Origin of the sequence: Marinobacter sp. M1C, assembly GCF_023314135.1 — a bacterium.
Taxonomy (GTDB): Bacteria; Pseudomonadota; Gammaproteobacteria; order Pseudomonadales; family Oleiphilaceae; genus Marinobacter.
This window is the reverse complement of the sequence record NZ_CP092289.1, coordinates 4,643,990-4,668,803: the sequence shown is the minus strand read 5'-3', so window position 1 is coordinate 4,668,803 and position 24,814 is coordinate 4,643,990. Positions and strand designations below refer to the sequence as shown.

The 24,814-nt window shown below is 52.1% G+C and carries 26 protein-coding genes and 1 pseudogene; 20 read left to right on the top strand and 7 right to left on the bottom strand.

Annotated features, from left to right (window positions below):
• Nucleotides 1-354: 354 nt before the first annotated feature.
• Nucleotides 355-645, top strand: coding sequence for a 3'-5' exonuclease (locus MIH19_RS22095; protein ID WP_249006902.1), 291 nt, complete (start codon nt 355-357; stop codon nt 643-645).
• Between the two features lie 168 nt (nt 646-813).
• On the opposite strand, the gene MIH19_RS22090 is transcribed toward MIH19_RS22095, so the two are convergent.
• Entirely contained in the window at nt 814-1,092 is a 279-nt protein-coding gene (locus MIH19_RS22090; protein WP_249006901.1) for an MbcA/ParS/Xre antitoxin family protein, read from the bottom strand.
• 655 nt (nt 1,093-1,747) lie between these two features.
• Nucleotides 1,748-1,933 carry an antitoxin Xre/MbcA/ParS toxin-binding domain-containing protein gene (locus MIH19_RS22085; RefSeq protein ID WP_249006900.1) on the bottom strand — a complete coding sequence of 62 codons (186 nt, stop codon included), beginning with the start codon at nt 1,931-1,933 and terminating at the stop codon, nt 1,748-1,750.
• A gap of 340 nt (nt 1,934-2,273) precedes the next feature.
• On the opposite strand from MIH19_RS22085, the gene MIH19_RS22080 reads away from it, so the two are divergent.
• Entirely contained in the window at nt 2,274-2,432 is a 159-nt protein-coding gene (locus MIH19_RS22080) for a hypothetical protein (protein WP_249006899.1), read from the top strand.
• A 17-nt stretch (nt 2,433-2,449) separates the two neighbouring features.
• On the top strand, nt 2,450-2,845 hold the full coding sequence (locus tag MIH19_RS22075) for a hypothetical protein (RefSeq protein WP_249006898.1): 396 nt from the start codon (nt 2,450-2,452) through the stop codon (nt 2,843-2,845).
• 90 nt (nt 2,846-2,935) lie between these two features.
• Here MIH19_RS22075 and MIH19_RS22070 read toward each other — a convergent pair whose 3' ends face one another.
• Entirely contained in the window at nt 2,936-3,565 is a 630-nt protein-coding gene (locus MIH19_RS22070) for a LysE family transporter (RefSeq protein ID WP_249006897.1), read from the bottom strand.
• Complete coding sequence (locus MIH19_RS22065; protein WP_249006896.1) at nt 3,558-3,728, bottom strand: hypothetical protein; 171 nt, start codon at nt 3,726-3,728, stop codon at nt 3,558-3,560. The genes MIH19_RS22070 and MIH19_RS22065 overlap by 8 nt, the downstream gene beginning before the upstream one ends.
• 61 nt (nt 3,729-3,789) lie before the next feature.
• Here MIH19_RS22065 and MIH19_RS22060 point away from each other — a divergent pair, with 61 nt between their 5' ends.
• The 4 genes and pseudogenes from MIH19_RS22060 (at nt 3,790) to MIH19_RS22045 (ending at nt 7,401) form a co-directional block, all read left to right on the top strand.
• On the top strand, nt 3,790-3,981 hold the full coding sequence (locus MIH19_RS22060; RefSeq protein WP_249018581.1) for a hypothetical protein: 192 nt from the start codon (nt 3,790-3,792) through the stop codon (nt 3,979-3,981).
• A 112-nt stretch (nt 3,982-4,093) separates the two neighbouring features.
• On the top strand, nt 4,094-4,501 hold the full coding sequence (locus MIH19_RS22055; RefSeq protein ID WP_249006779.1) for a transposase: 408 nt from the start codon (nt 4,094-4,096) through the stop codon (nt 4,499-4,501).
• Complete coding sequence (locus MIH19_RS22050) at nt 4,498-5,583, top strand: IS3 family transposase (RefSeq protein WP_249006780.1); 1,086 nt, start codon at nt 4,498-4,500, stop codon at nt 5,581-5,583. Before MIH19_RS22055 ends, MIH19_RS22050 begins: the two co-directional genes overlap by 4 nt.
• 346 nt (nt 5,584-5,929) lie before the next feature.
• Nucleotides 5,930-7,401: pseudogene (locus MIH19_RS22045) on the top strand (PLP-dependent aminotransferase family protein).
• Between the two features lie 360 nt (nt 7,402-7,761).
• Here MIH19_RS22045 and MIH19_RS22040 read toward each other — a convergent pair.
• Nucleotides 7,762-8,601 (bottom strand): AraC family transcriptional regulator, encoded by an 840-nt coding sequence (locus tag MIH19_RS22040; RefSeq protein ID WP_249006895.1) that lies wholly within the window; start codon nt 8,599-8,601, stop codon nt 7,762-7,764.
• Nucleotides 8,602-8,726: 125 nt separating this feature from the next.
• Here MIH19_RS22040 and MIH19_RS22035 point away from each other — a divergent pair, with 125 nt between their 5' ends.
• Nucleotides 8,727-9,680 (top strand): DMT family transporter, encoded by a 954-nt coding sequence (locus MIH19_RS22035; protein ID WP_249006894.1) that lies wholly within the window; start codon nt 8,727-8,729, stop codon nt 9,678-9,680.
• Nucleotides 9,681-9,762: 82 nt separating this feature from the next.
• Here MIH19_RS22035 and MIH19_RS22030 read toward each other — a convergent pair whose 3' ends face one another.
• The gene (locus MIH19_RS22030) at nt 9,763-10,659 is read right to left on the bottom strand and encodes a LysR family transcriptional regulator (protein ID WP_249006893.1); all 897 of its coding nucleotides are present in this window, start codon (nt 10,657-10,659) and stop codon (nt 9,763-9,765) included.
• A gap of 198 nt (nt 10,660-10,857) precedes the next feature.
• Here MIH19_RS22030 and MIH19_RS22025 point away from each other — a divergent pair, with 198 nt between their 5' ends.
• The 5 genes from MIH19_RS22025 (at nt 10,858) to MIH19_RS22005 (ending at nt 15,725) form a co-directional block, all read left to right on the top strand.
• On the top strand, nt 10,858-12,024 hold the full coding sequence (locus tag MIH19_RS22025; RefSeq protein ID WP_249006892.1) for an aromatic ring-hydroxylating dioxygenase subunit alpha: 1,167 nt from the start codon (nt 10,858-10,860) through the stop codon (nt 12,022-12,024).
• A complete protein-coding gene (locus MIH19_RS22020; RefSeq protein ID WP_249006891.1) occupies nt 12,017-13,294 on the top strand; it encodes an MFS transporter in 1,278 nt (425 codons plus the stop codon). Before MIH19_RS22025 ends, MIH19_RS22020 begins: the two co-directional genes overlap by 8 nt.
• Before the next feature lie 191 nt (nt 13,295-13,485).
• Nucleotides 13,486-14,370, top strand: coding sequence for a hypothetical protein (locus MIH19_RS22015; protein ID WP_249006890.1), 885 nt, complete (start codon nt 13,486-13,488; stop codon nt 14,368-14,370).
• Nucleotides 14,371-14,399: 29 nt separating this feature from the next.
• Nucleotides 14,400-15,095, top strand: a complete 696-nt coding sequence (locus MIH19_RS22010) for a LysE family translocator (RefSeq protein WP_249006889.1) — start codon at nt 14,400-14,402, stop codon at nt 15,093-15,095.
• A gap of 297 nt (nt 15,096-15,392) precedes the next feature.
• A complete protein-coding gene (locus MIH19_RS22005) occupies nt 15,393-15,725 on the top strand; it encodes a hypothetical protein (RefSeq protein ID WP_249006888.1) in 333 nt (110 codons plus the stop codon).
• A 247-nt stretch (nt 15,726-15,972) separates the two neighbouring features.
• Here the strand turns inward: MIH19_RS22005 and MIH19_RS22000 are convergent, their stop codons facing one another.
• Nucleotides 15,973-16,908 (bottom strand): LysR family transcriptional regulator, encoded by a 936-nt coding sequence (locus MIH19_RS22000; RefSeq protein ID WP_249006887.1) that lies wholly within the window; start codon nt 16,906-16,908, stop codon nt 15,973-15,975.
• A 263-nt stretch (nt 16,909-17,171) separates the two neighbouring features.
• Between MIH19_RS22000 and MIH19_RS21995 the strand changes: the two genes are divergently transcribed.
• The 7 genes from MIH19_RS21995 (at nt 17,172) to MIH19_RS21965 (ending at nt 24,806) form a co-directional block, all read left to right on the top strand.
• Nucleotides 17,172-18,044, top strand: a complete 873-nt coding sequence (locus tag MIH19_RS21995; protein ID WP_249006886.1) for a DMT family transporter — start codon at nt 17,172-17,174, stop codon at nt 18,042-18,044.
• Nucleotides 18,045-18,264: 220 nt separating this feature from the next.
• Nucleotides 18,265-18,942, top strand: coding sequence for a glutathione S-transferase family protein (locus MIH19_RS21990; RefSeq protein WP_249006885.1), 678 nt, complete (start codon nt 18,265-18,267; stop codon nt 18,940-18,942).
• Complete coding sequence (locus MIH19_RS21985; protein WP_249006884.1) at nt 18,942-19,445, top strand: hypothetical protein; 504 nt, start codon at nt 18,942-18,944, stop codon at nt 19,443-19,445. The genes MIH19_RS21990 and MIH19_RS21985 overlap by 1 nt, the downstream gene beginning before the upstream one ends.
• 15 nt (nt 19,446-19,460) lie before the next feature.
• Entirely contained in the window at nt 19,461-20,651 is a 1,191-nt protein-coding gene (locus MIH19_RS21980) for an ammonium transporter (RefSeq protein ID WP_249006883.1), read from the top strand.
• Nucleotides 20,652-20,820: 169 nt separating this feature from the next.
• A complete protein-coding gene (locus MIH19_RS21975; RefSeq protein WP_249018580.1) occupies nt 20,821-21,687 on the top strand; it encodes a DUF4123 domain-containing protein in 867 nt (288 codons plus the stop codon).
• A complete protein-coding gene (locus MIH19_RS21970; RefSeq protein ID WP_249006881.1) occupies nt 21,688-23,622 on the top strand; it encodes an alpha/beta hydrolase in 1,935 nt (644 codons plus the stop codon). It abuts the gene before it with no gap.
• A complete protein-coding gene (locus tag MIH19_RS21965; RefSeq protein WP_249012554.1) occupies nt 23,622-24,806 on the top strand; it encodes a WD40 repeat domain-containing protein in 1,185 nt (394 codons plus the stop codon). Before MIH19_RS21970 ends, MIH19_RS21965 begins: the two co-directional genes overlap by 1 nt.
• The last annotated feature ends 8 nt before the right edge of the window (nt 24,807-24,814 follow it).

The following is a 24,814-nucleotide window of genomic DNA, read 5'->3' as shown; positions in this document are numbered from 1 at the left end:
GTGATTCAACGATGCGGGCGCTAAGTGTAGAGGCAGTCACTCCAGGAAAGAGTGTGCCAGCTAGTTAGTGCTTCTAGAGATCTTGCGGTCAGTTCAATGTAAACGCAGTCGCCAATTGTGTGGGGCCTTTGTGAATTCTGGCACCCGCAAATTGCTCTCTGAAGGCGGATTTACGCAAAAAAGCTGTGCCTCAGGCAACAGAGTTCATGCTAGCGGCAACATTTTCTATGCTCTGACCTGGTTCCGTAATGCTAACTCCCGCACAGAACTAGGTATGGTGCGGGAGCTAAAAAGCAGGCAGTCTGATGGAGCCGCAAATAAGACGAGCCAGTTATGATCCATGGTTATCAAAAAATGACTTCCGCCTATGAAACTCCGGTATTGGTTGTTGATCTGGAAGCGACCTGTTGGGAGCGTCGATTAGCACTTTTTGGCGAGCGCCAAAGCACGCATAATATGGAGATTATCGAGTTTGGGTGTGCCCTGGCCACTCGGGACGGCGAGTTGTTGGATAGTCAGTCATTTCTGGTGCGGCCGACACAAAACCCCGTGCTCAGTGAGTTCTGCAAGTCGCTAACGAGCATCCAACAGTCGATGGTCGATGCTGCCCCCGCAACGCTGCATGTAGGTTCAGAACGCCGCTGACTCGGTGTAGCTGCTCGTTCGACAGACCGCTAGCTGAACCGGAACCCGATAATGCCAGAATCTGGGCCTGCTCGTGGGGAGAACACCCCCAACGGTCAAGTATTTTTATCGCCACTCTTAGGCCGGGGGGAACCGGCTCAATGGCCGCTTTGATGCGGTCCAAGTAGCTCAAACTTTGCCTCGGATAGCATCAAGGTACATGAGCACCCGAACCAAACCCTGGCAAGCCGCCATCATTTGCCTGGGTGATTGCCCGAAATACTGGTTCTCAGTGTCTATCCAGTGCCTCATATTCTCTGGGTCACCGCCAACCACTGCATACAGCCCCCGGTACACTCGAATAAACATCATAGCCAGCTCCCCGGCTTTTGAATTCGGGTCGATACCGTCACGAACAATGCCGGTATGTTCACGGCCGATGATTCCCGTGATCTCTGTTTTGCTCAACCCTAAGGCTCCTGCGGCATTGCATAGGGCTTTACCTAGAACCTGGCCTGAGTCTTCTATTAAATCGTCACTGACACCCTCTCTGGAACCAAGAAACTCATCCCAGACAGGATCGGTTGGCCGGTCATAGCGCTTAACCGAGCCCTTGAGGCCTACAAAGGCGTAAGCTCCTGGGGCAGCGGATCGGCCAGCTCATCCGCATGAGCTGTGTGAGCGTCCAAGCCTTTTAAGAGGTCTTGCTCAGTCAATTGTTTACGCGCCATTTTTCTGCCTATGTATGCAGCGTCAACTATCTGTTCCAGTCATTGTCGTTGAAGTAGATACGGAGAGCTTGCTTAATTCGCATACACTAAGCAATTTGATAGTAGTTTTTCTAAGGATGCGACTCAGGGCGTTAAGTCAGTGCTTCAGAGTTGCTCAACCATGGGTTTGTACTGGGATCTCAATTACATCAAGCGTTTCAATGCGGCCCCGAAAACTTGTGGTCACCCTCACCGAGTGACGAAAAAAGACGGGAAGTCAGTAGCGGTGAGCCCTGAAAAATACCAAAGTCGATGGGTAATAATACTGGAGCGCAGTATCAAGGCATTAGTGAAAGAGGTAAAGCGCGCTTGAGGACTGCTTCAGGTAACGATGCCGTGTTCGAGCCGACCGATTATGTCTCGTACCTGCTGAATACCCTCCATAGTTGCAAGTAGGTCATTGGTTTCTTGCGGCCCAGCCCACGGACAGGCGTCGAGAGCCAGTGCTCGGCGGCTTTTTGATCCCCTTCGAAAAGCGCCACGGCTTCCGCAATAACCTTTGTGCGTAGGGTGTTCGGATCTATGTCGTTTTGGCTCATGGTGGGCTTCCTCTTGCGAAGGCTTTAGGCAGCAGCTTCAGCGATTCATTCGGTCAGTATTACACATAATATTTTCAACGCCGAGTTCGTATTAAGCTGGTCTTTAGGGGCGAAAACTGGGATGCCTATACGGGAATTGTCAAAGAGTTGAGGGTAGACTATAGACATAGGATGAATACGTTGGATATGCTCAGGTGCTGTGATAAAGCTCGACCAATATGGAGCTTTCGACCCTTCCGGTCTCAATTTTGAAGAATGATAGAAAACTTAGCTCACGAGCCTAAAAATGTTAGATTTATACAATATAGTTAATTGAATTAAAAAAATTATGGCGGACACTATGGTTGAGTATGCAAAAGATTGCGAGCTGGTGATCGGCCTTGCAAGTCCGGTGGGCGTCAATCATGACGATGTAGAGAGTAGACTTAAAAATATTTTTGGTCTGTTTAATTATCATGTTAACTATATTCATTTAAGCGAGCTTGTTTTCAAGCATTAAGTATCACCGGGCTGTCAATGACACCGGTTGATAGCCCGATGGGAATGACGAACGTGGATATGAGCGTTTCCGTTTTAGCGCAAACGGCAACATTCCTGGTTGTCAGAGTAACGTATTCGCGAAACGGAGAAACAATAGATACATTGCGAAATAAGGAGATGCGTGCAGGAGAACACGCCAATTTTTCATTTACAATTACTGATATAACTCAGCAAGAATTCGACGCTCGAAGCATCCTGATTGAGCGCATTGAACTGGTTGATTTTGACGTCGAAAGCTCAGCAAAACTCATGTTAAGCATGCCGATTAATAAGACGGTAACCAGAAATGCAGAAGATATAAAGCCCGAAGGCAACGGTGAGTTTGACACGCTTGGCTCTACCGCACCCGATAACCGGGATGAGCTGCACTGACTGTTTTCACTACAGTCAGGCAATTGCCAAGTTAGTGCCCGGAAGTGCATTGTAGTCTCTCGTTTTATGGATGAAATTTTTCCCGGTGCCTCAGAACAGCGAGCTGAGAAAACCGATGGCCACCATCGAATAAAAGGCAGCGCAAATCAGCCCGAAAGATTTACGGGTACGGGCGAAAAACCGTTCCGCCGAATGCGCGGAGAAGGCCAGTGCATAAGTGCAGAAAATCACGCCCCCCAAAACCGCACAGCTCGCCACCAGGACAAAACTGGCCCAGATCGGCGCGCTGGCACTCAGCCCGACAGTGGTCACGGTGAACCAGGTCAAGGTCGCCTTGGGGTTGGTCAAGTGAATGCCCAGCCCTTGCAAATAGAAGCCCAGGTTGCGCGTCTGTTTTTCCTGCGTACGCGCCACGATCACGGCGTTGCGCGCCAGCGCACCGCGGATCGACTTCCAGGCCAGGAAGAACAGATAGCAGGCGCCCAATATCTTCAACCACACCAGCACCTGCGTATTGGACATCAACAGCGCTGAGACGCCGGCAGCCGTCATTGCACCCCAGCACAACGACCCGGAAATGACCCCGGCGGCCAACGCCAGGCCCGGTGTGCGCCCGTAATTGAGCGAGGTATTGGCAATCGCCAGGTTGCCTGGCCCCGGGCTGGCGGTGCCGATCACGTAAACCCCCAGTGCGGCAGCGAAACTCGAAAACTCAAACATAGGACCCTCTCATACCCATCGCGTCAGCGCCCACGTGCAGACGCAACGACGATGCGGTCTCGGCCCGCGCTACGTGGAAGCGCGTGACATCGATAATCTGCCCGCTGTCGACCGAAGACGCCAAGTGATGGCAGGTTGAACGTAAGCGCCAATAAATCAGCACCTACATTCCAGCTCGCCGATTGCACACACTGACCTCCTCACCCATTCCATGAGGAATCAGCATGACCCCAACCGAACGAGCACACGCCTGGCAGCAGCATATCACTGACTGGCAAGCCTCCGGCGTGTCCGGCAGCGCTTACGGTACACCGCGCCTATCACTTGCAGTCCGTCCTGCAGCCACGAGTATTGCCGGAAAATGGCCCCGGCGCTCAGCCCGACTGTCACCAACATTAGCGGAAAACCGATGTTGATCCCTGCCAGATGCCGCATCGTGCGGCCCATCCCCTGTGTGTCAACCTCAGTCCATACACCCGGTCTATGAGTTAACATAGATTTCAGGGCGCGGATTGAGGAGTGTAAGCAATGCCAAAACCTGAGTCACAGATACCCGATAATCACATCTTGCCAGACAGTCAGTTGGAGAAGCGGACCCGTCGCCGATTTTCCACAAAGTACAAGCTGAGAATACTGGCCGAAGCGGATCAATGCGCCTACGGTGAACTCGGCCCTTTATTACGCCGTGAAAACCTCTATAGCAACCAGTTGCGTGATTGGCGTAAGCAGTTGGAAGTCGGTGGCGAGGCTGCTTTATCCAAGTCTGCGCCGGGGCCTAAAGCGTCAAAAACACCGGACCAGAAGCGCATTGAGCAGCTAGAGAAAGAGCTGACCAAAACGCAGCACCGGTTGCGGGTGACTGAAGACTGTGTGGATCTCCAAAAAAAAGCCTTGTCGATGCTCGATCTGTCGAACAATGGGAGCGATCCATCATGACCGTCCTTGAGGCGCGCCCGGCGCACATTCCGTTCCGCTCTGCCTGTGATGCTTTGGGACTGAACCGGAGCACCGTTTACGCGTGGCGACGACGTCAGAGCACAGCACCAGACCCAGTCAGGCGCTCTCGTAAAACGACGCCGCAGCCCAGAGCGCTCTTAACCTCGGAGCGTGTGCAGATACTTGAGCGGATGAACGAACCCGAGTTCTGTGATCAAACGCCGTATCAGGTCTATCACACGCTGCTGGAACGTGGTGAGTGCCTGGCCTCGCTCAGCACACTGTATCGCGTGCTGCGACAAGCCAATCAGACCGGTGATCGCCGGAATCAACGTGCGCCTCAGTCGCATGCTATACCGCGCCTGACCGCGACACGGCCAAACGAAGTTTGGACGTGGGATATTACGAAATTGGCGACTACACGCCGGGGTAACTACCTGAACCTGTATGTGGTTATGGACCTGTTCAGCCGCTATGTCGTGGCTTGGATGATCTCCCGCAAAGAGAACAGTCAACTGGCGCAGCAGCTCATGGAACAAACACTGACACGATATGGGCTGACCAACCGCGGGGTCACCCTGCACCAGGACCGTGGATCGCCTATGATCGCCCAGAGCTTTCTCGACCTGATGGCCGATGTGGGCGTGGTCTGCAGCCACAGCCGCCCCAGAGTCAGTAATGACAATCCATTCAGTGAAAGCCAGTTTAAAACACTCAAAACGCAACCTGACTTTCCCGGACGCTTTGACAGCCTGGAATATGCACGGTTATGGGCAGCGGATTATTTTTGCTGGTACAACCATGAACACCACCACAGCGGGCTGGCCGGCTTTACGCCGACTCAGGTCTACACCGGCAACTATCAAACCGTGGGCCAAGTGCGGCAAGCAACGCTGGACCGGTATTATAGAGACCATCCGGAACGCTTCTGCCAAGGGAAACCAAAAGCCGCGTTACCGCCGGAAGTTGTCCACATCAACCCCATCACTTCGGAGGCGATAGGGGGTGAGACAAGTAGCGCTGTGAACTTCCCAACGTTACCAGCAGCACGAAAGGCGCTGGAGCGGGCAAATAGATGTTAACGTTTTAAAGAGCTGTCCATATGAGGTTGACATGTTCCGCATCCCGAAATTCGCCCCCGATGACATCAACATCACGTTGTTAGGCCCTGGCGTGACGCATGTGGCGATCACGAACAAAATGATCGAGTAGTAATCGAGGCTCTGCATCGTCATGCTCCATCGATCAGCGTCAGCGGCGCCAGTTGCGGAGCTGTATAGGGCATATCATCCCAAGGCGTCGAGGTGTATTACAGATACAGTAGTGATGAATTTTTTAAATACAGACTGCCTTTTTTTGTATAAAAATTTCAAAAAACCCCCTATCTGTCGCTTTTCAAGCAACAGACGAAAAGCTACAGTCAGAGCTATGACTCTTTATCTGAACCTCGCCGAATCCATCAGCAGCCGCATTGAGCAGGGCCTGTACGGGCCTGGCGAGCGCCTACCCTCTGTACACCGCCCTTAGCCATGAGCACGGTGTCAGCCTGACAACCGTGCAACAGGCCTACCGTGTATTGGAATGTTCCGGGCTGGCGATACCGCGCGCCAGGTCGGGCTACTTCGTTCCTGCCGACAGGCGAGTGGCGCCATTACCGCAAATGGACCGTCCGATCTTGCGGCCGGTGAACATTTCCCAATGGGACATGGTTCGGGAGCTGATGCGCTTCGATCAGAGTACCAGTACCGTTCAGTTGGGTTGCGGCATGCCGGATGTAACCGCGCCCACCCTCAAGCCGCTGCTGACCACAATGGCCCGTATCAGCCGGCGCAGTGACAGCGCAAGCCTGCAGTACAACCACATCCAGGGCGTATTGGCATTGCGTGAACAAATCGCTCGGCTGTCCATTGATTCGGGCTGCAGCCTGACCCCGGCCGACATAATCGTCACCAGCGGTTGCCAGGAAGCCCTGTCTACCGCCATACGCGCGGTTTGCGTGCCCGGCGACATCGTTGCCATTGCCTCGCCGAGCTACCACGGCATCACGCAAATTCTCAAGGCCGCCGACCTCAAGGCACTGGAGATTCCCACCGGAACCTGTCACTGGCATCAACCTGGAAGCCTTGGAAATGGCCATGGAGCAATGGCCGATCAAAGTTATCCAAGTGACGGCCAACTGTAACAACCCCCTGGGCTACATCATGCCCGACGATCGCAAGCTCAAGCTTGTCCGCCTGGCCCAGCGTTTTGACGTGCCGATCATTGAAGACGATATCTATGGTGATCTATCATATCGCTATCCGCGGCCGCGCTCACTGAAGTCCTTTGATGAGGACAATCGGATTCTGCTGTGCAGTTCATTTTCCAAGACAGTGGCACCCGGCCTTCGGGTCGGCTGGATCGCCCCGGGACGCTACCTGCCACAGGTGCTGCACATGAAATACATTGGCTCGGGCGCCACGGCGACACAACCCCCGTTAGCGGTTGCCGAATTCATCGCCAAGGGCAATTACCTCCAGCACCTGCGCCGTATGTGCAAACAATACAAGCGCAACGGCGACCTGATGAGCGAATGGGTCAACCGCTATTTCCCGGCGGGCACCCGAGTCAGCCAACCCCAAGGGGGGTTTACGCTGTGGATCGAGCTGTCGGAAGAGTTCGACAGCTATGCCCTCAATCGCCTGTTGGAAGCCCAGAACGTACAAGTGGCGAGCGGCAATATTTTCTCGGCGGCGGGAAAATATCGTAACTGCATTCGGATGAACTTCGCCAACCTGCCCACTCGCAAAATGGAGATGGCGGTGCTGAAGGTCGGTCGGACCATCGGCCAACTCATGGAGCAGGAGCCGAGCGACCTCCGCGTCGGGACAGCAGGAACAACAATAGCGGCGAATACCTGACCTGTGGCAAGCGGCCTTTCCACAAGTACGAAATGCACGCTCAACTACATGGTATTGCAGCCACGCGATCGAGGTTTCATGTTGGGCGTGCCTAATGTTCTGAGTTAGAAATTTGCCCCTCTGAAAATGGGGGGACTACCGGCCCATCTCTATACCCTGGTGAATTTCCCAGCACCATAGATCAGGGCCTGGCATAGCCGCCGCGAGATATCCTGCCAACGCTGCTGAAGCGCTTCCTGCAGCGCTTCCTGTAGCGAGGTCTTCACGAACCCCACCTTCTGTCGAGAACATGCGACTGCGTAGCAAGCCCAGGGCGAAGGTTGCGCATTCGCACCATGTCGCACGAATCGCTGAGTAACGTCACGTATCGCGAAGGAGTTTGCGGAATTGTGCCGGCGTTCGGCCGGTCTGATTACGGAAAACGCGGGTCAGATGGCTCTGGCTCGAAAAGCCACAATCAACGGCAATTTCTGCAATCGGTGTGTCCGAGCGCAGCCGCTGCTTCGCACGACGTACTCGCTGCCCGGTAATCCACGCGTGGGGTGGGTAACCACGCACGAGACGGAACATCCGATGAAAGTGAAACTCGGACATGTTAGCCAGCAGCGCAAGGTCATTAAGATGAATGGTCGTGGCGAGATAGGCTTCGATATAATCCTCCACTCGGCGCAATACATGAGGCGCGAGACCCCCGAGGAGGCGTGCCTTGCGACCTGGAAGCACCCCGATCAGATCCGTCAGTGCGCCTTCCGCGTGAAGGATGTTGTTCGACATTGCGGCGCGGGCGAGTTCGGCAAGCGGTTGCGCGACGTTTGGCTTATCGACGAAGTTGGCCTCGATGAGATCAAGCTGGCGGGCGTCGCAGTCATGGGTTTCTGAAAACATACTGCGCAGCCTTTCGTCTGAAAGGTAGAGATGAACGAATCGGAACCGTTTGGTGATCTCCCACTCCGAACTTTGTCCCGCAGGCATGATGCAGACTGCGCCGGGCCATCCGGATACCTTGCCAGCATCAAGCCGTCGGGTTCCTGTCCCACCCTTCAGGTACAGACTGAGGGTATGATTATGCGGTGCTTCGTATCGTACGTGATCGTTCTGGTTTTCCCAGATTGCGACACTGCACCCCGCGCCCAGGCTCATCTTGGTGGCGAGATTTGCGGCGTTTGAGCGGCCAAGGAAATGTTCAACTGTTCGAAGCATGATTCAAGCTTACCAAAGCATAATCGCAATGGGTTAATTCATAAAAAAATACCGCAAGAATGTGCAAAACTCGAATACGAAAAGAGGTTAGCGTAGTGCCATCAAGAGAAAGTTGAAGGCCTACTATGAACAATATAACGCTGTTTATAACCACTGTTCTCATTTGGGGGACTACCTGGATCGGTATCGCGGCACAGATCGGTGAGGTACCGATCATCGTGTCCATCTTTTTCCGTTTCGCGCTGGCTGGGCTGATCATGCTGGCTGGGCTCGCGCTGATGCGGCGGCTTAAGCGCCCGACCATCTGGCGTTTCGTTGTTCTTCAGGCCCTTTGCCTATTCTGTTTCAATTTCATCGGTCTTTACAAAGCCTCCGCGCTGATCCCGTCGGGGCTGGTGTCGATTGTCTTCTCGCTGGCGTCAATCTTCAATGCGATCAACGCACGGTTGTTCTTTAGCGATCGGATCACCGTGCAGACGATCCTTGCCGGCAGCGTAGGCGCGACCGGATTGGTGCTAATCTTCTGGGCCGACCTCGTTGCCAGCTTCGACATCGCCACGCTTCAGGGAATCGGCTGGGCCACGTTTGGAACGCTGATGTTCTCTTTCGGGAATATGGCATCGCGGCGAAACAGCGGCCTGGGCATCACACCGGTCAGCGCCAACAGCTGGGGCATGGGCATCGGTGCACTCGCACTGATGGGTTTAATCCTGGCGAGCGGGCAGCCAGTGATCCTCTCGACGAAGCCGGTTTACTGGATGGCGCTGGTCTATCTTGCGATGATCGGGTCAGTGGTCGGCTTCACCACCTACCTCGTGCTTGTTGCACGGATCGGATCAGCACGGGCGGGCTATGCGACCGCGTTATTCCCGATCGTCGCACTCGCAATCTCGACCGTGTTCGAAGGCTACAACTGGACACCACCCGCCATGATCGGGGTCGCCCTGATCCTTGTAGGGAACGTGATCATGTTCTGGCGTCCCCGCAAGCGCGGCATCGACGAGCTTTCAAGAACGCCCGGACATCCGGTGACGCCCACCCAGGCGGTGGCAGTGATCCGGGAAGACGCAATTCGCTAATACAGACGAGGGGCTAGTCGGCGATTGATCGTCGGAGCCAAGTTGCTCCTCTACGTGACAGCCGAATGATCATAGAGTATTCCTAGTTTGGTACGGTTTCTTCGCCACTAATCGCTAAACTCGGGCTGCCCTTGGCTAAGTGGAGCATAACGGCATCGTATAGTTGGCCGCATATAGCGTTACTGCTTTTGTTTGGGCTTGCTAGTTTCACGTTCAAAGATGGCAGCCGTGGGAGCCAGTGCTGACTATCAAGAACTTTGAGCGTGGAAGGTATTGTCGATCTGGGCAGTGCAGAAATTACGGCTCCGCTTTCCACCGCCGCCACAAGCCCCCCATAGCTGTAGGTCTCGAACTCAACTCGATACTCACGTCTCGCACCTTTGAGCGCACTGAGCATGATTTCTCTGTCAGGACAGCCGTTCTCAAACAAAGCTACGGGCACCGTATTTTGTTGCCAAGCTAACGATTGTCTGGCACATACCCATTCTAACGGTTCGACCCTGATGGGCTCTGCGTTGATGTCAGAAGGACAATGCTGAGCCAGAGCAATATCGAACTCCCCTTTTTTATAACGCTCCCAGATACCGGTGCTAAAGCTGCAATCCAAAGTGACTTGCACGTTGGAAAACTGGCATTTCCAATGCTCAAGTAGTCCTGGTAATAGACAACTTGCATAACAATCGGTGGTGGCGAATCGAATGATTTGTCGGCCAACGGTGTTCTGCGTCAACCACAACTCAGCTTCATCGTTTGCGGTGACAACCTTTTGCGCCCTCAGGTAGAAGGCCATGCCTTTTTCAGTGAGGGTGACGCCATTCGGATTCCGTTGAAGCAACGGCGCGCCAACCTGGCGCTCAAGCTGCTGAACTTGCCAACTGACAGTAGACTGGGCCAGGAAGAGTCTCTCTCCCGCCCGCGAAAAACCGCCCGTATCTGCAACATATATAAATGTGCGTAGCTGATCCAAACTCCATTTCATTTTGATGCCTCCTATGGCCGGCTCGTCTCAGCTGCCTAATGTGCGCATATTGGGGGAGGGCAGAAGCGGCAATCGAATGAATAAAAAGGAACTCTGATTGAGTATCGAATAAGTTGATACCCCCAGACAAGTTTTTTCGTTTCCAACTTACCTGTGTCCCTTTGTACGCTCTGCCCCACTTGCTCTGGAAACAAACACATGGAAGCGACTATGACAATGATGACGAGTTCCCTTGGCAACAGAAGTTTGGGCGGAGTTGCTCACGCAGATCTCTCAAAAATGCTCCCCCCTCAATGTTATACCCAGGGCGAATGGTTTGAACGCGAACTGCATGCTATTCATTTTCCAGCATGGCATTTTGTCTGCTTGTCGTCTTCTATTCCTGATACCGGAAGTTTTGTAACACGTCGGTTCTTGGAACGCAGTGTCATCGTTGTTCGTAGTGAAGACGGTACAATCAGAGCATTTCTGAACACCTGTAGGCATCGGGCAGCTCCTTTAACAACACAAAAATGTGGGAAAAACGCCCAGTTTAAATGCCCTTTTCATGAGTGGACTTATGACACATCTGGCAATTTGATAAGCGCTCCCGGTTTGGGAGGGTGCGTGACTAAAAGTGACCTTCCAGGGCTAAACCTCAATTTGGTGAGCGTTCAATGTGAAGTCACAGCAGGCTTGGTGTTCATTAACCTGAATGACGAAAACGAGGTCCCGCTTGACGCCTATCTCGGCAACTACATCGACAAAGTCGCCCTCCCACACCAAATCCAGAGAATGCACTGTGTTCAAGAAAAGGCTTACACACTGACGACGAACTGGAAGCTGTACATTGAGGTAGATATGGAAACCCTCCATACGAACTTCATCCACAGTCGGTCGATTGGCAGTCAACCGGTTAGGCCGATAGAGCACGATCACAATTGGTTTGGTGTCTACCATAAAAATTCGCTTTCGCCAGCGCTATTCCCTGAAAAGCGCAACCTCGCCTTTTCACCACCCCGTGACATTATTGGCGAAGCCGCAGAGGGTACCCATTTCTGCGTCATTATGCCGGGCTTCTTCATTGTAACCGCACCAGAAGTCATGTGGTGGATTCAGAAGATACCCATTTCAGCCACTCGCACTAGTGTCAATGTTGGTTACGCGTTCCATGAGGAAACGCTGGCTCGAAGCGATTTCAATGATATTGCTCCGCTCTATTTCGAACGTCTTGATCAGGTGATTCTTGAGGATGATCAGATTTGCGAGTACCAACTGGAAGGATTGAGCAACCAAGTGCAGGGACACTACACACCGGTTGAACCGATTGCTGCTTACTTCTCAGCGCTCGTTGGGTCAAGACTGAGGGAAGCGGGGTATGAATAGCACTCGTCCCGTTGCTGGGGCGCCCCTTTTGATTCCGACGAGCTGGCTTAAATGGGGAGGCTGGTGCCTGCTTGTTAGCATCTTCATCAATGGCTTCTTTTTCCGTTTCGCACCCGCGACATTGTCAGGGAGTATGCAGCAAGAGCTCAGTTTGACAGCCACTGCACTCGGTATTGTGGCATCAATGCACTTCTGGGTTTACACACTGATGCAGGTGCCCGCTGGCATTTTTACCGACTCGGTTGGGGTACGAAATGGTGGGCTTATCGGGGGGGCTGTAACGTCGATAGGTGCTTTTTGTTTTGGTTTTGCCCCAAATCTAATGGTTTTGCTCGTGGGGTCAGCTCTGATGGGGCTTGGGTTATCTGCAGTTTTCGTCGCCCTGATGACTTACAACGCTACTTGGTTTTCCTCAGATCGCCATTCGCTCGTCATGGGCACAACTATGCTTCTGGCTGCACTGGGGAGTGTGATAGCGCAGAGCCCGACCGCGCATCTACTGAACTGGTTCAGCTGGAGAGATATTGTTCTCTTTTTTGGTGGCCTGACGTTTTTGGCCTCCGCCGGTCTTGTTGTTTTTTGTCAAGATGCCCCTAAGCGAAGACAAGAGCACTCACCGAAAGCCAAGGCAACAGTACATCAACTACTGCAGGGAAATCGGCGCGTACTGCGATCCAGCCAAGTATGGCTGCTTTTTCTTTGTGTAGCTGCCACTAATGGAACGCTCTATGCGTTTCTAGGATTGTGGGCTGCGCCACTCTTAATAGACGGCTTCGGCCTGCAACCTACACAAGCCGCACAGTATGCAACTATTGCACTTATTGTTTACGGTGTGGGCTCTTTATTTGCAGGGTGGGCAGCTGATCGTATTGGAGCGAAGAAGCCGGTAATTGTTGCGGCAGCACTGATATCGGCGACTGTATGGGGCGTAATGGCCTTTGCTGAATGGAGTCCTGGGTGGGGGGCAATGGTTCTGTTTGTACTGTTGGGACTCTCAGGAGGACAGGTAAGCGTCATTTTTGCGGCCACCAAGGAGGCGGTAGCCCTGCAGAACGTCGGGTTTGCAACAGCGCTTGTAAATATGGGCGCATTTTTGGCAGCAGCTTTGGTTCAATCGGGCTTTGGCGTAATTCTGGATATCGTGAATGTCGCAGAAAAACAAACTGGCCCAAGTCTTCAGAGTTATCAATTCGCGTTGATTCTGCCCTTAACCATAAGCGGGCTGGGGGTAATAGCATCTTTGTTTTTGAGAGACCGCACACACACATGATAGCTTCTTGGTCTTGTTCGATAACCCTTCCTACACTGGTTAGCGGCGCAGTACGAATACCAGACGGAAAACACAGCGGAAGGCTTTTGGTTCGTTACGAGACACCGTGCCCTCATTGGACTCCGCCTCGCTGGATGCGTCGAACAGGAATTGTTGACGAAATTATTGTTTGCTGTGGATTCAACTACACCATGGCGAGTATATTCGACATGGAGCGTGTCCGTCCGGAATGCGATAAGGCCGGTAAATATTGCCTGCTCAACTCAAGATGGGAATCCATTAACGAACCCAATTTATACTTCATTGGTGCCCCGACGCGCATAAATGATCCAGACGCTGCATCCGGCTTCGTCCATGGGTTCCGCTGCAACATACAGGCACTTGGTCATCTCATCGCCGAACAGCAGGGCATGCCACTTGAGCCCCTATTCGTATGCACACTACCATCGAACGAAGCTTCGAGTGGGCTTACCTCTCTCGCCGAATACCTGGTCAGTATGGTTAGTACTACAATGCCATTGTTCGAGCTTTACAGTTATTTCGGCAGCATGGTTACGTTCGAACGCGATGATGGCACCGGTGCTGTACATGTCAAGGTTTGGCCACCATTTCCACGTCAATATAATCGAGAGCGATGGGATGGGACCAAAACTTACGTAGAGGTTGTGTTCGAGTACGGTTTCTCTCGCTATGGTGATGGGACGCTGCCAACACATTACTTTACGCTTCCCGCAGATCATTTTGATTCATCCAGAAGTGTTTATATCCACCCTGTTTTCCACGTCTTCCGTGACGGCGTCGAAGTGGACCAGTTCCATATACAGGAGAGCTTGATAGGCCGGTGGGATCTCGACGACTACGTAGATGAGGAAACCAACCCGGATCAATATAAGAATGTTGCTTTCAACGCTTGTGCGTGTGCGCTTGGGCTTAATGAGCGGCGAAGCATGCTGCCCGTGTTAGATGAATTTTTAGATAATTGCTATCCGCTAATGACCGATAAAGAGGTAGTAGAGGCGCTTAGCATACAACCGACATTGGCGTTGCTCTCGAAGGTTAACCAAATAGGGAACTGAGACAATAGGCTGCTGTCCCGATCATAAACATGATGAGCATGGGCAGCACGCATATCGGAGGTAATATTTACATGCAAGATATTGGGGTATCCGTCAGTGGGTTGCTGGGGCTAATTATAACCAGCTCGATACTCATTGCTGTACCTGGCCCAAGCATCATGCTTTTTATTGGGCAAGTTATCATGAAGGGTAGAAATCATGCGTTACGTGGTGTGATCGGCAATGCAATTGGCATGTTGAGCATTGCGGTACTTCTTTCGTTTGGACTTGGTCCTCTTATATTGAAGTCCGATTTTGCTTTGTCTGCTATCAGAATGCTGGGTGCGATCGCCTTGCTGCTTATTGGTATAGGGTATCTTGTAGCTTCGAAAGCGGCGAGTCGGGTTGCAGCCGAACAGCCAACAAGGAGAAAATCACCGCTCACTGAAGGTGTAATAGTCAGTATAACCAACCCCAAGGCTTTCATCATGTTCGGAACTATAGTTCCGAGCTTTCTCAGCGACAATCTTGCGAGCCCCACGAGCCTCCTTATCATGTACTCGATGATACCTATCGTGTTGGGAATTGTGATCGATAGCGTGTGGGTTGTAGTTGCTCACAGTGCAAGTTCCCGCCTTTTTTCCAACGCAGACGGTGTCAGAATGGTAAACCGTATCGGAGGCGGCTTAATTATTCTGATGGCCTTTATATTGGCACGCGAGGCTATTTCCGGTTTTTGGCACTAAGTGCAAGTACAGTGACAGTCTGAACTCAAACATGCTGGGCATGTCGTTGGCTCAAATGGGGCTTGACTGCCACTGCAGATTTTCGGCTCTTGGCGTAATTCAAAGAATGAGAAAATCTAAGGAAGGAGTGAATATGTACCTGAGGCGAATCCGTGTCTTGATGGAGCGGTAGAACTCCACCGCAGGCATGCTATAAAGAAAAAGCTGAATTTGGTGCAATAATTCTTCCGGCTTTTCTTCGATAACCAAGAGTCCGGCATCGCGTATTGTGTGAAAGATCGAGCCCGGTATCATCTCGTGAAAGCGCTCTCCTCTGGCGATGCGCCAATCTTTAATGCGATCAACGCACGGTTGTTCTTTGGCGATCGGATCACCGTGCAGACGATCCTTGCCGGCAGCGTGGGCGCGACCGGATTGGTGCTAATCTTCTGGACCGACCTCGTTGCCAGCTTCGACATCGCCACGCTTCAGGGAATCGGCTGGGCCACGTTTGGAACGCTGATGTTCTCTTTCGGGAATATGGCATCGCGGCGAAACAGCGGCCTGGGCATCACATCTGTCAGCGCCAACAGCTGGGGCATGGGCATCGGTGCGCTCGCACTATTGGGCTTCATCTTGGCGAGCAGGTAGGTGGTAGGCTTTACCACCTACCTCGTGTATTCGGCGTCAACTATCCTGTGCGGTCCGCGATTGCCGAGTTTCCTTCAAAAGGCTTTTCGGCAAATACGTCGATCTGATAAATGGGCAACGTTATACTTTCACCGTCTATAAAAATAGTGCTAAGCGCAGTGGATTGCTTAAATAAACCTGCTAATACGACTTGTTGTACTGAATTAAGGATTAAAATAGCGAGCGACCAGTATGGAACTCGGAGGGATTACCCCCTAACAGAAACCCGCCATGGTGGCTTGGCGTTGACTTCTGAGTCCCGCTGCAAATGGGGTGATAACTGCTTACTTTCTTGGTTTTCGGCGAAAAATTCGATTATCGCACTTTCGACAGCTCTAATGGGATCGCCAGAATTTGTGTAATTGGCTGCTATGGAAATATCTACGTTACCCAGCTTAGGGAGAGTGCCAATGTTATCCAGGATGGACACGCCTTCCCCTAAAGCAATGTATGGGATGGCTGATATGGCAAAGCTATGCTCCACCGCTGAGAGTACGCCTGCCAGAGACGAGGCTGAGAAAGCTACTTCATACTCCAATCCGAAATTGTCCAACGCGCTCGTTATTAATGAACGATCAGAGCATCCCGTGGTGAAGCACGCTATTTTTAATTGCTCTGCCTCCCAGCAAAAATGCTCGTTTGGTGCAATCCAAACCATAGGAGAGGACAACAATAATCTACTGGAGATAGTCCTAGGGCAGTTCTGGGTCAACGCAATATCAATTTCCCCAGCAGAATAAGAGCGCCATATCTGCTCGCTATATCCTGATATGACCTCTATCGATAGGTTTGGCAGTGATTTTCGGCAGGAACGGAGCAAGCGCGGCACAAAGCTAGCTAAAAACGCGTCGCTGGTGCCTATTGTGACCTTTTGCTCTGTAGCCAACCCAGACAATTCGCTTATGGCAATCTCGTTTATTTCCACAATCTCACAAGCTCTTTTCAGAAGAATCTTGCCAGCGCTTGTCAGACTCACACCTTTGCTGTGCCTCTTAAAAAGTGAGGTCCCTACCTGTTGTTCAAGCTTCTTAATTTGCCAACTGATAGCTGACTGGACGCGGTGCCGGCGCAAAGCTGCCTTCGAAAAGCTACCTAATTCGGATACCGCGATGAAGCTGCGCAAACAATCGATATCGAGATCCATCTACTTTCTCCCATGTCACGAGGCTCGATCCCATCGAGCGACTTGATAGGCCCCTATCAAATTCCTTCGCTTCTATCGTAATTCAATGATTGCTAAGTTGAAACCTCGGTTTTAATTTGGAGAAAGCAAATGTCCTCTTATATCGTTGGGAAGCTTGACCTACGTAACGTTGATTTTAGCGAAGAAATCGAGTGGCTTAACAGTTTGCCTAAAATCCATGAAGAATATGATGAATTTGCCCAAGGGCACTGAGCATAATAATCATGTGGCAAAATACTCGATTAGATTTGGCTCGTATGGCACCGTTGTTGTTTCTATTAATGTGGAGTAGTGGTGCTATTTTCGTTAAAGCGGGCCTCCAAGAAGCCTCTGTTCTCTCCTTCCTCCTGGTAAGGTCGTTGGGCGCTTTATTGGTTATGATCTTAATGGTCGTGATATTCAAAAAGGGCGAAGTTCGGAGTCTCCAATTACTGACCTGGAAATCATGGCTCAACATTGTTCTTGTGGGTATATTTCTCCAGGTTTTATATCAGGGATTTTTCTTTAGTTCAATCGCATACGGGCTCTCCCCTGGGATGCTTGCCATCGTTCTCGGCTGTCAACCATTACTGACGCCGTTACTTGCTTTTGAACGAATCGGGGTTAAGGGATACTGTGTATTGCTTTTCGGTTTCACTGGCCTGGTAATAGCCATCCTCGGGGGCGGAAAGATTGATGTGATTACCCTACCCGGAGTTATTTCTGCGCTCTTGGCCGTATTGGCAATGACAATAGGTACTATCTTGCAGAAGCGGACACACGTTAATGTTATTGGCTCAGTGCTCGCTCAATATTGTGTTTCCTCATTTGTATTTACAATGGCAGTTTTACTTTTTAGTTTCGAAGTCAATCCAAGTCTTCAGTTTGTCTTTTCGGCTATTTGGATGATTCTAGTCGTTTCAGTGGGTGCGATACTGCTGCTGGTTTTTATGCTCAACAATGATAAGGCTAGTAAGGTTGCAGCTCTATTTTTCTTAGTTCCAGTAATCACTTATACCCTAGATTATTTGGTATATGACACGCCGGTAACACTCATGACATTTGGTGGTGGAATTATGGTGGTCGCTTCATTGTTAATGTACCGAAAAATTGCCTAGTAACCGAAAATTCTCGAATGCAGCTTGACCATTGTAATGTCAAGTGGAAACGGTTCATGCAATGCCAATAGCATTTCTCGTGAACTCCAAGATAGCACTCTTCTCCACTTTCACTTAGGAGTTCCGTGCCCTAACTAAAAATTCATGACTTGATCCTATTTTGCGTACTCGGTCATGTGAGCACTTTATATTTCGTTCGACCTATAAAGGAGTGGAAACCATGGATTTGATAGGAACACTGGACTCTCCTTATGTCAGGCGTGTTGCCATCTCTCTCGAGTATTACGGCATCCGATACCGACATAAGCCCATCTCAGTATTTGATTCGTTTGACGAGTTCGCAAAAATAAATCCTGTCGTAAAAGCGCCAACAATTGTTCTTGATGATGGTGGTGTTCTGCTCGACTCAAGTCTGATCCTCGATTACTTCGAACGACAAAACCATACGGGGCGCCGCCTGATGCCAGACGAGCCATTAAAACAGGCGCGTGCGGTGCGAACAATCGGACTTGCTCTTGCAGCCTGCGAAAAGGCTATTCAAATTATCTACGAGAGAAAAATGCGTCCATTGGACAAACAATATGAACCGTGGGTGGATCGTATTACCGCACAACTTTTGGCGGCTTTTCGTGAACTTGATTACGAAATAGATAGCTCAAAACCATCGACAGACTGCTCTATTGAGCAAGCTGGAATCACCGTCGCTGTGGCGTGGTCTTTTAGTCAACGAATGTTGGGCGATATTGTCGTGGAAAAGCAATTTCAAAATATCAACGCATATGTGAGGGCTATCGAAAAACTACATGTATTTCAAACGATCCCGCTTTGTTCCACCCACAACATCGAAAGGGCGAAGAGAAAGGAAGCGCGTTTCAGACAGGCGCTGTTTCGATCTTAATGGGCTTTCAGAGAAAAGACGATGCGGAGGCGTTCCTGAGTCAGCTGCACCAGAGGTTGGATCGCTTTGGACTGTCGCTCAACGAGGACAAGACGAAGCTCATCCGCTTTGGACGCTTTGCCCGGAGGGACTGCGCGACTGCAGGGCTACCAAAGCCTGAGTCGTTCGATTTTCTGGGGTTTACGCACAGCTGCGCAGTCCTGCGTGATAGACGGACGTTCATGTTGCTGCGGCAAACATCTGTGAGCCGCATGCGACGAACGCTGCACAGCGTCAAGGACGGGGTATACCAAACAGGCATCGGCCGCTTCCACACGGAACTGGGAAAGCTCTGGATGAAAGCGCTGCGGCGCAGAAGCCAGCGCTACTGTCTCGTGTGGGCGCGCTTCGGTCAGTTCTTGCGAGACGCGCTGTCACAACCTAGAGTTGTGCATCCTTGGCCAAACAAACGATTTGACCGTTCTGATGCTTTAGCTACCAACGCAAAAAACTGTTTCATTTAATAGAGCCTTGTGTGGATGGCCGCCGGGTTTGCCATGCTCGAATCCGGTCTGGTACGCGCCAAGAACACCACCGAAATCCTGACCAAAAACATCGCCTTGTACGCCGTCGCCTGCACCATGTACATGGTGTGCGGCTACGCCATCATGTACGACGGCGCAATCTTGCTTTCGGGCATTGGCCAAACCGATACAGCTTCGGTTTTGACCGATTTCGCCGGCCGCGAAGACGGTTTCGAGGGCGCGGCCATTTACTCCACAGCCGCAGATTTTTTCTTCCAGGTGGTGTTTGTGGCAACAGCCATGTCCATTGTCTCCGGCGCAGTTGCCGAGCGAATGAAACTTTGGGCTTTCCTGGCTTTTGCGGTGGTGATGACCAGCGTGATTTATCCGCTGGAGGGTTCTTGGACCTGGGGTAGCAAAGACGTGTTCGGTCTTTATAACCTCGGTGATTTGGGCTTCAGTGACTTTGCCGGCTCTGGCATTGTGCATTTGGCAGGCGCCGCGGCGGCACTGGCAGGTGTGTTGCTTTTAGGTGCCCGCAAAGGCAAGTACGGCTCGAACGGAGAAATCCGCGCGATTCCCGGCGCCAACCTGCCCCTGGCGGCTTTGGGCACCCTCATTTTGTGGATGGGCTGGTTCGGTTTCAACGGCGGCTCTGTACTCAAACTGGGCGATATCGCCAGCGCCAACTCGGTCGCCGTGGTGTTTTTGAACACCAACGCAGCTGCCGCGGGCGGTGCCATTGCCGCCCTGATTACCGCTCGCATACTGTTTGGCAAAGCCGACCTGACCATGCTGTTGAACGGTGCTATCGCTGGCCTGGTGGTTATTACCGCCGAGCCATCCACACCCACGGCCTTACAGGCAACCCTTTGGGGCGCGCTTGGCGGTATCCTGGTAGTGTTTAGCATTATCGGTCTGGACAAGCTGCGCATTGATGACCCGGTCGGCGCCATTTCAGCCCACGGAGTTTGTGGTCTGCTAGGTCTGCTGCTGGTACCGGTGACCAACGATGGTGCCAGTTTCAGCGGCCAGCTCATAGGCGCTGCAACCATTTTTGGCTGGGTGTTCATGGCTAGCTTGGTAACCTGGGGCATTATCAAGGCGGTCATGGGCTTACGTGTTAGTGAAGAGGAAGAGTACGAGGGCGTGGATATTGCCGAGTGCGGCATGGAAGCCTACCCGGAGTTTGTTAGCAGCAAGTAGCAAAGCTGTGAACAGCAGTGACAAGGGGCGCCCATTTGGGCGCCCCTTCGCATTTTGAGGCATCCATTTTAGAAACCTGACACGTTTCCCGGGTTTAAGCTGATCGAAACTGCCACTTGAGCTAACATATGGCACAGATTCGGCCATCTAAGGATAGATGAAAGCAGCCATGAAGGACGCCACAGCCTTGAGCCATGAGGCTCAAACAACCACGTCGTTTTACCCTCACGCAGACCCCATTAATGCAGGTGCCTGTTGGTATCTCGTTGACCAGGCCAAGCACCCAGATGTTTTGCGCTTACTGTTTGAGCACGACGCCTCACCCATCTACGACTTGCCTTATATTCATACGCAATATCATGAACAGGCGTTTGACGGGCCATTAATTATCAAGCCCACCACAAACCAAAGTGAAAAATGGCTGCATAAATGGCTGGCAGAGGCCAAAGCTCTGGCTCTGCAGGGCCCGTTGCTGACATTAGAAGAAATACGCGATCATCTTATAAGCCTGAACACTGTTCGTACCCCTTATGGCGACAGCCTTTTTCGCTACGCAGACACGGCAACGTTTGGCAGCCTTGGTGCCTCACTGTCACACCACCAACGCCTGCGGGTTCTCGGCCCGCTAACCGCAATACACGGCTGCTATGCCGGCACCAACTGGTCGCTGAAAAAAGACCATTCCCCGGCACATCCGACCGAAGCGAAAGAGCAGAACCCTCTGCCTCTTGAAGTAACCCAGGAGAATCTCGCCTTCGTCGAAGTGTATCGTCGCGATCTATTGGCGAAAGGCCTGGCGGACAACAATAAATTAGCGGCGCAAACTGTTTCCTGCTGGTTCCAACAACTGACAACACTCGGCGCGTCGAGTGAGCAGGGTTTGGTGGAAGGCGCCGGTCTATTAATAGCACAGGGTTTTACCCGCGCGCTGAGCGAAGCGGAACTTGCGACCGTAAGTAGAACGAGGCAAAGAGCCTACTGGTCCGACACGCTGGACGCACTCGCAACATTAACGCATTCACAGGACGGAACCTGAATGACACTCACTGGCAACCTGCCCTTCTCTCCCAGCACAACGCCTCTCGGCGCCCACGGCGCGCCCGTTTGCAAGCGCGAAACCGCAAACGTACTGTTGAGCCGCTCTGACACCTTGGGGCGACCAAGGGCTTTTATTGATGCCGGCAAAATCGAGGATGAGAGCGGTAGATCATTCACCGCCACGCTGCAAAATGGCACAGAACATACGCCAGACAATGCAGAGGCTCGCTTCACCAAACTCCTTACGGGCAACGCACAGTGGTACGGGCCTGAGGAACCGAAGGGCGAGCATTTGATCGGGTTTGATACTGTAAGCGAGCAGCTTCGCTTCGCCCCGGGCCATACCCTTAGCGAAGGCGTAGAGCTAACCGTCATCCAGGGCGAGCGCAAAGCCAGAGCGATACACCTACCGCCACCGGTATTTATTAATCTGCGTGAAGAGGCCTCCCCATCTGAAGATTTGCTGACGGACGACCAACTGGATTACTTTCGGGCAAACGGCAACAACGCGCTTATCTTTATGCACGGTTACAACGTTCCTCATGGTGAATGGGGGCGATTCTTGAAGTACGACGGCAGCCGGGAGGCCTACCACGGTAATGCGCCGTCATTCGCGAAAGCCAATACCTGGCATCCCAATAAAGCCACGGTCTGGCAGGATACGGCAGCACTGTCGGCGAATAGCTTCGTGTCGCTGGAAGACGAAAAGCTGAATGGTGGCGGCGCTCATAATTGGGCTGTTCATATGGAGTACCAGTTGAACCGCGCCGCAGGCTTCGACGGCGAAGACTGGATGCCCTATAGCCGCATCATTAACATTTCCTGGCCGGGGGATACCGGTTCCACCGATTTCATGCAGGCGGAGCTGAACGCCATGGCATCCGGGCGGCGCCTGGCTCCGCTATTGTTGCAGTTGGCAAATGCCGGCATTGCCATCAACCTGCTCTCTCACTCTCTTGGTGCACGGGTAGCGCTCACCGCCCTGAACATTATGGGCATCATCGGAAAACGCGATCTGGTTGACCACCTGTTTCTCTGGCAACCCGCCGTTGCCGACAATGCCCTCACCAACGACAGCAGCCGAGACGTGCATCCTTTGGGGCTGGGCGTGTTTCCTGCCGCCCATAGCGCAGCTCGCAAGATTGTGGTGCTGCATTCCCGTGGCGACGGCATTCTTGGGGCGGATAATAGTGAAGATGAGGCTTGGTGGCGAAAGGCTCTGTCATTCAAGCATCCAGTAGCAACTACCGCATGGGATCTCGCAACCGCCGACGACCCCATGGACGACGTACTCGGTAACTTGCGGGGAGCCTATGATAAAAAATGGTGGACCTTCCCGAGCTTTCTGGACAACGGGTTCGGGCCCGCCATCGAAAAGCTGTACACAGACTACTTACCACTCACGTTCGAGGCGTGGATGACTGCTCACCCCCAGCGATCTTTGGCCACACCCGAAACGCTCAAACAAACCGTTCAGGAAAACTGGACCCGGTTAGAAAAAGACATCCTCACCGAAGCAAACGCTTTATGGCAACCCTGTATAGATTGCCTGCGCAACGGCGAGCGGCCGCCTGACTACACCCTGCTCGCGCCATTGAACCATAACGCCAGCGTAAGCCCGCAAATGGCGAAAGATTATGTTCTGCGTTTAAAAAAGCTTGCTGCGAACAACTGGGCACCGGAACAACGGCCACGGCCTGCGTTGGGGTATGTGGGGTTTGAGGAAGTGACAGGCGAGACTGCCGGACCCTTTCGAGATAAATTCCTCGAAGATAGGTTATTGAATGAGTCCTGGCTAGTGGTAGATCAAAGTCGTTGGCTTTTTAGCCACTCTGGGATGCGGATTCCCACTCAAGAGTTGTTCGAAGAAGTCTATCAGCGACAAATCATGAAGAACCGATTGCTGGCAAATTCAAAGTTTGGACGTTACTGATGAGCAAATTCAATCTACGGGCGCTTTTGCTGCTGGGACTCACGTTGGCTGCAGGATACGGCTTGTGGCAAGCATATCATTCCTCCGGGCCGATCATGAGCGCCTCAATTTCCTCAAACGGGACATTCGCCATTACTGCTCACAAGGATCAGAAGCTGATTCTGTGGGATTTGGAAGGGCATAGACGAAAAATTATCAGTCGCAACGCCAATATCTACAGCGCATATTTCATCAAACGCCAGCCCATTTTCCTCTGGCAGGATCTCGACAATACGGTAACCGCTCAATCGGTAAACGGCGAGGTTAAAACAGCTTTTGAGCTAAACAAGCCCACCTATGGTCACCTCATGACTCACGATCTCAGCACCTATTATTACTCCGGCATTGGCTGGGGCATATTTCGGAGAACAGAAGACGGTTCTACAGAGACTCTGAAAGCAACCGATCGCAGGGCTTTTCTTGGCTATCACAAGCTCTTCAATCTCTCGATGGACGAGTCTGAGCAATGGATAGTTTCTGCAGGAAGTGGGGAGCCCAAAGGATTTGAACCACCTTATTATCGGTCGCTACAAGAAGTTCTGGATCAGGGTGCGGACTACCAGCACCTGTACAGCGTTGCTTTATGGAACCTCGAAACCGGACAGCCAACTGCCAAACTGGATGGCAATTCTTCTAAAACTCACGCCACCATTAGCCCCGATGGACAATGGGTAATCAGTGCGGATGAAAATGGAATCGGGTCGTTCTGGAACACTGACCAACCCGAAACCCGACATCGATTAGCGACATACGAAGGCGGTATTTATCTTGACGATGCGCCTTTTGAAGATGGCGATCCCAGAAAAAGCGATAAAAGTGAACTTATCGATGCACCCGCCGGCCTCAACAACTTCACCATCACCGTCGCCTTCATCCACAACAGCGAATACTACCTTCGTTTCGGCAACAACAGCCACTTCACCGCCCTGTTCAAAACCGGCAGCCCCTGGCCCGTGAAGTATCTTGATCTCGGCGAGTCACCCAAATTGGTCACCTACGGCAGTCAGTACGACCGCAACACCGCCATCGCCACCTCACCCGAATCGGGCACCCTGGTGATGGGGCATCAATCGACCGGCGGCATCAGCGTGTACCAGTTTGACCCAGAAGAGCTGACGTTGGAGCGGGTTTGGGTGGTGAAATAGCATGAGGC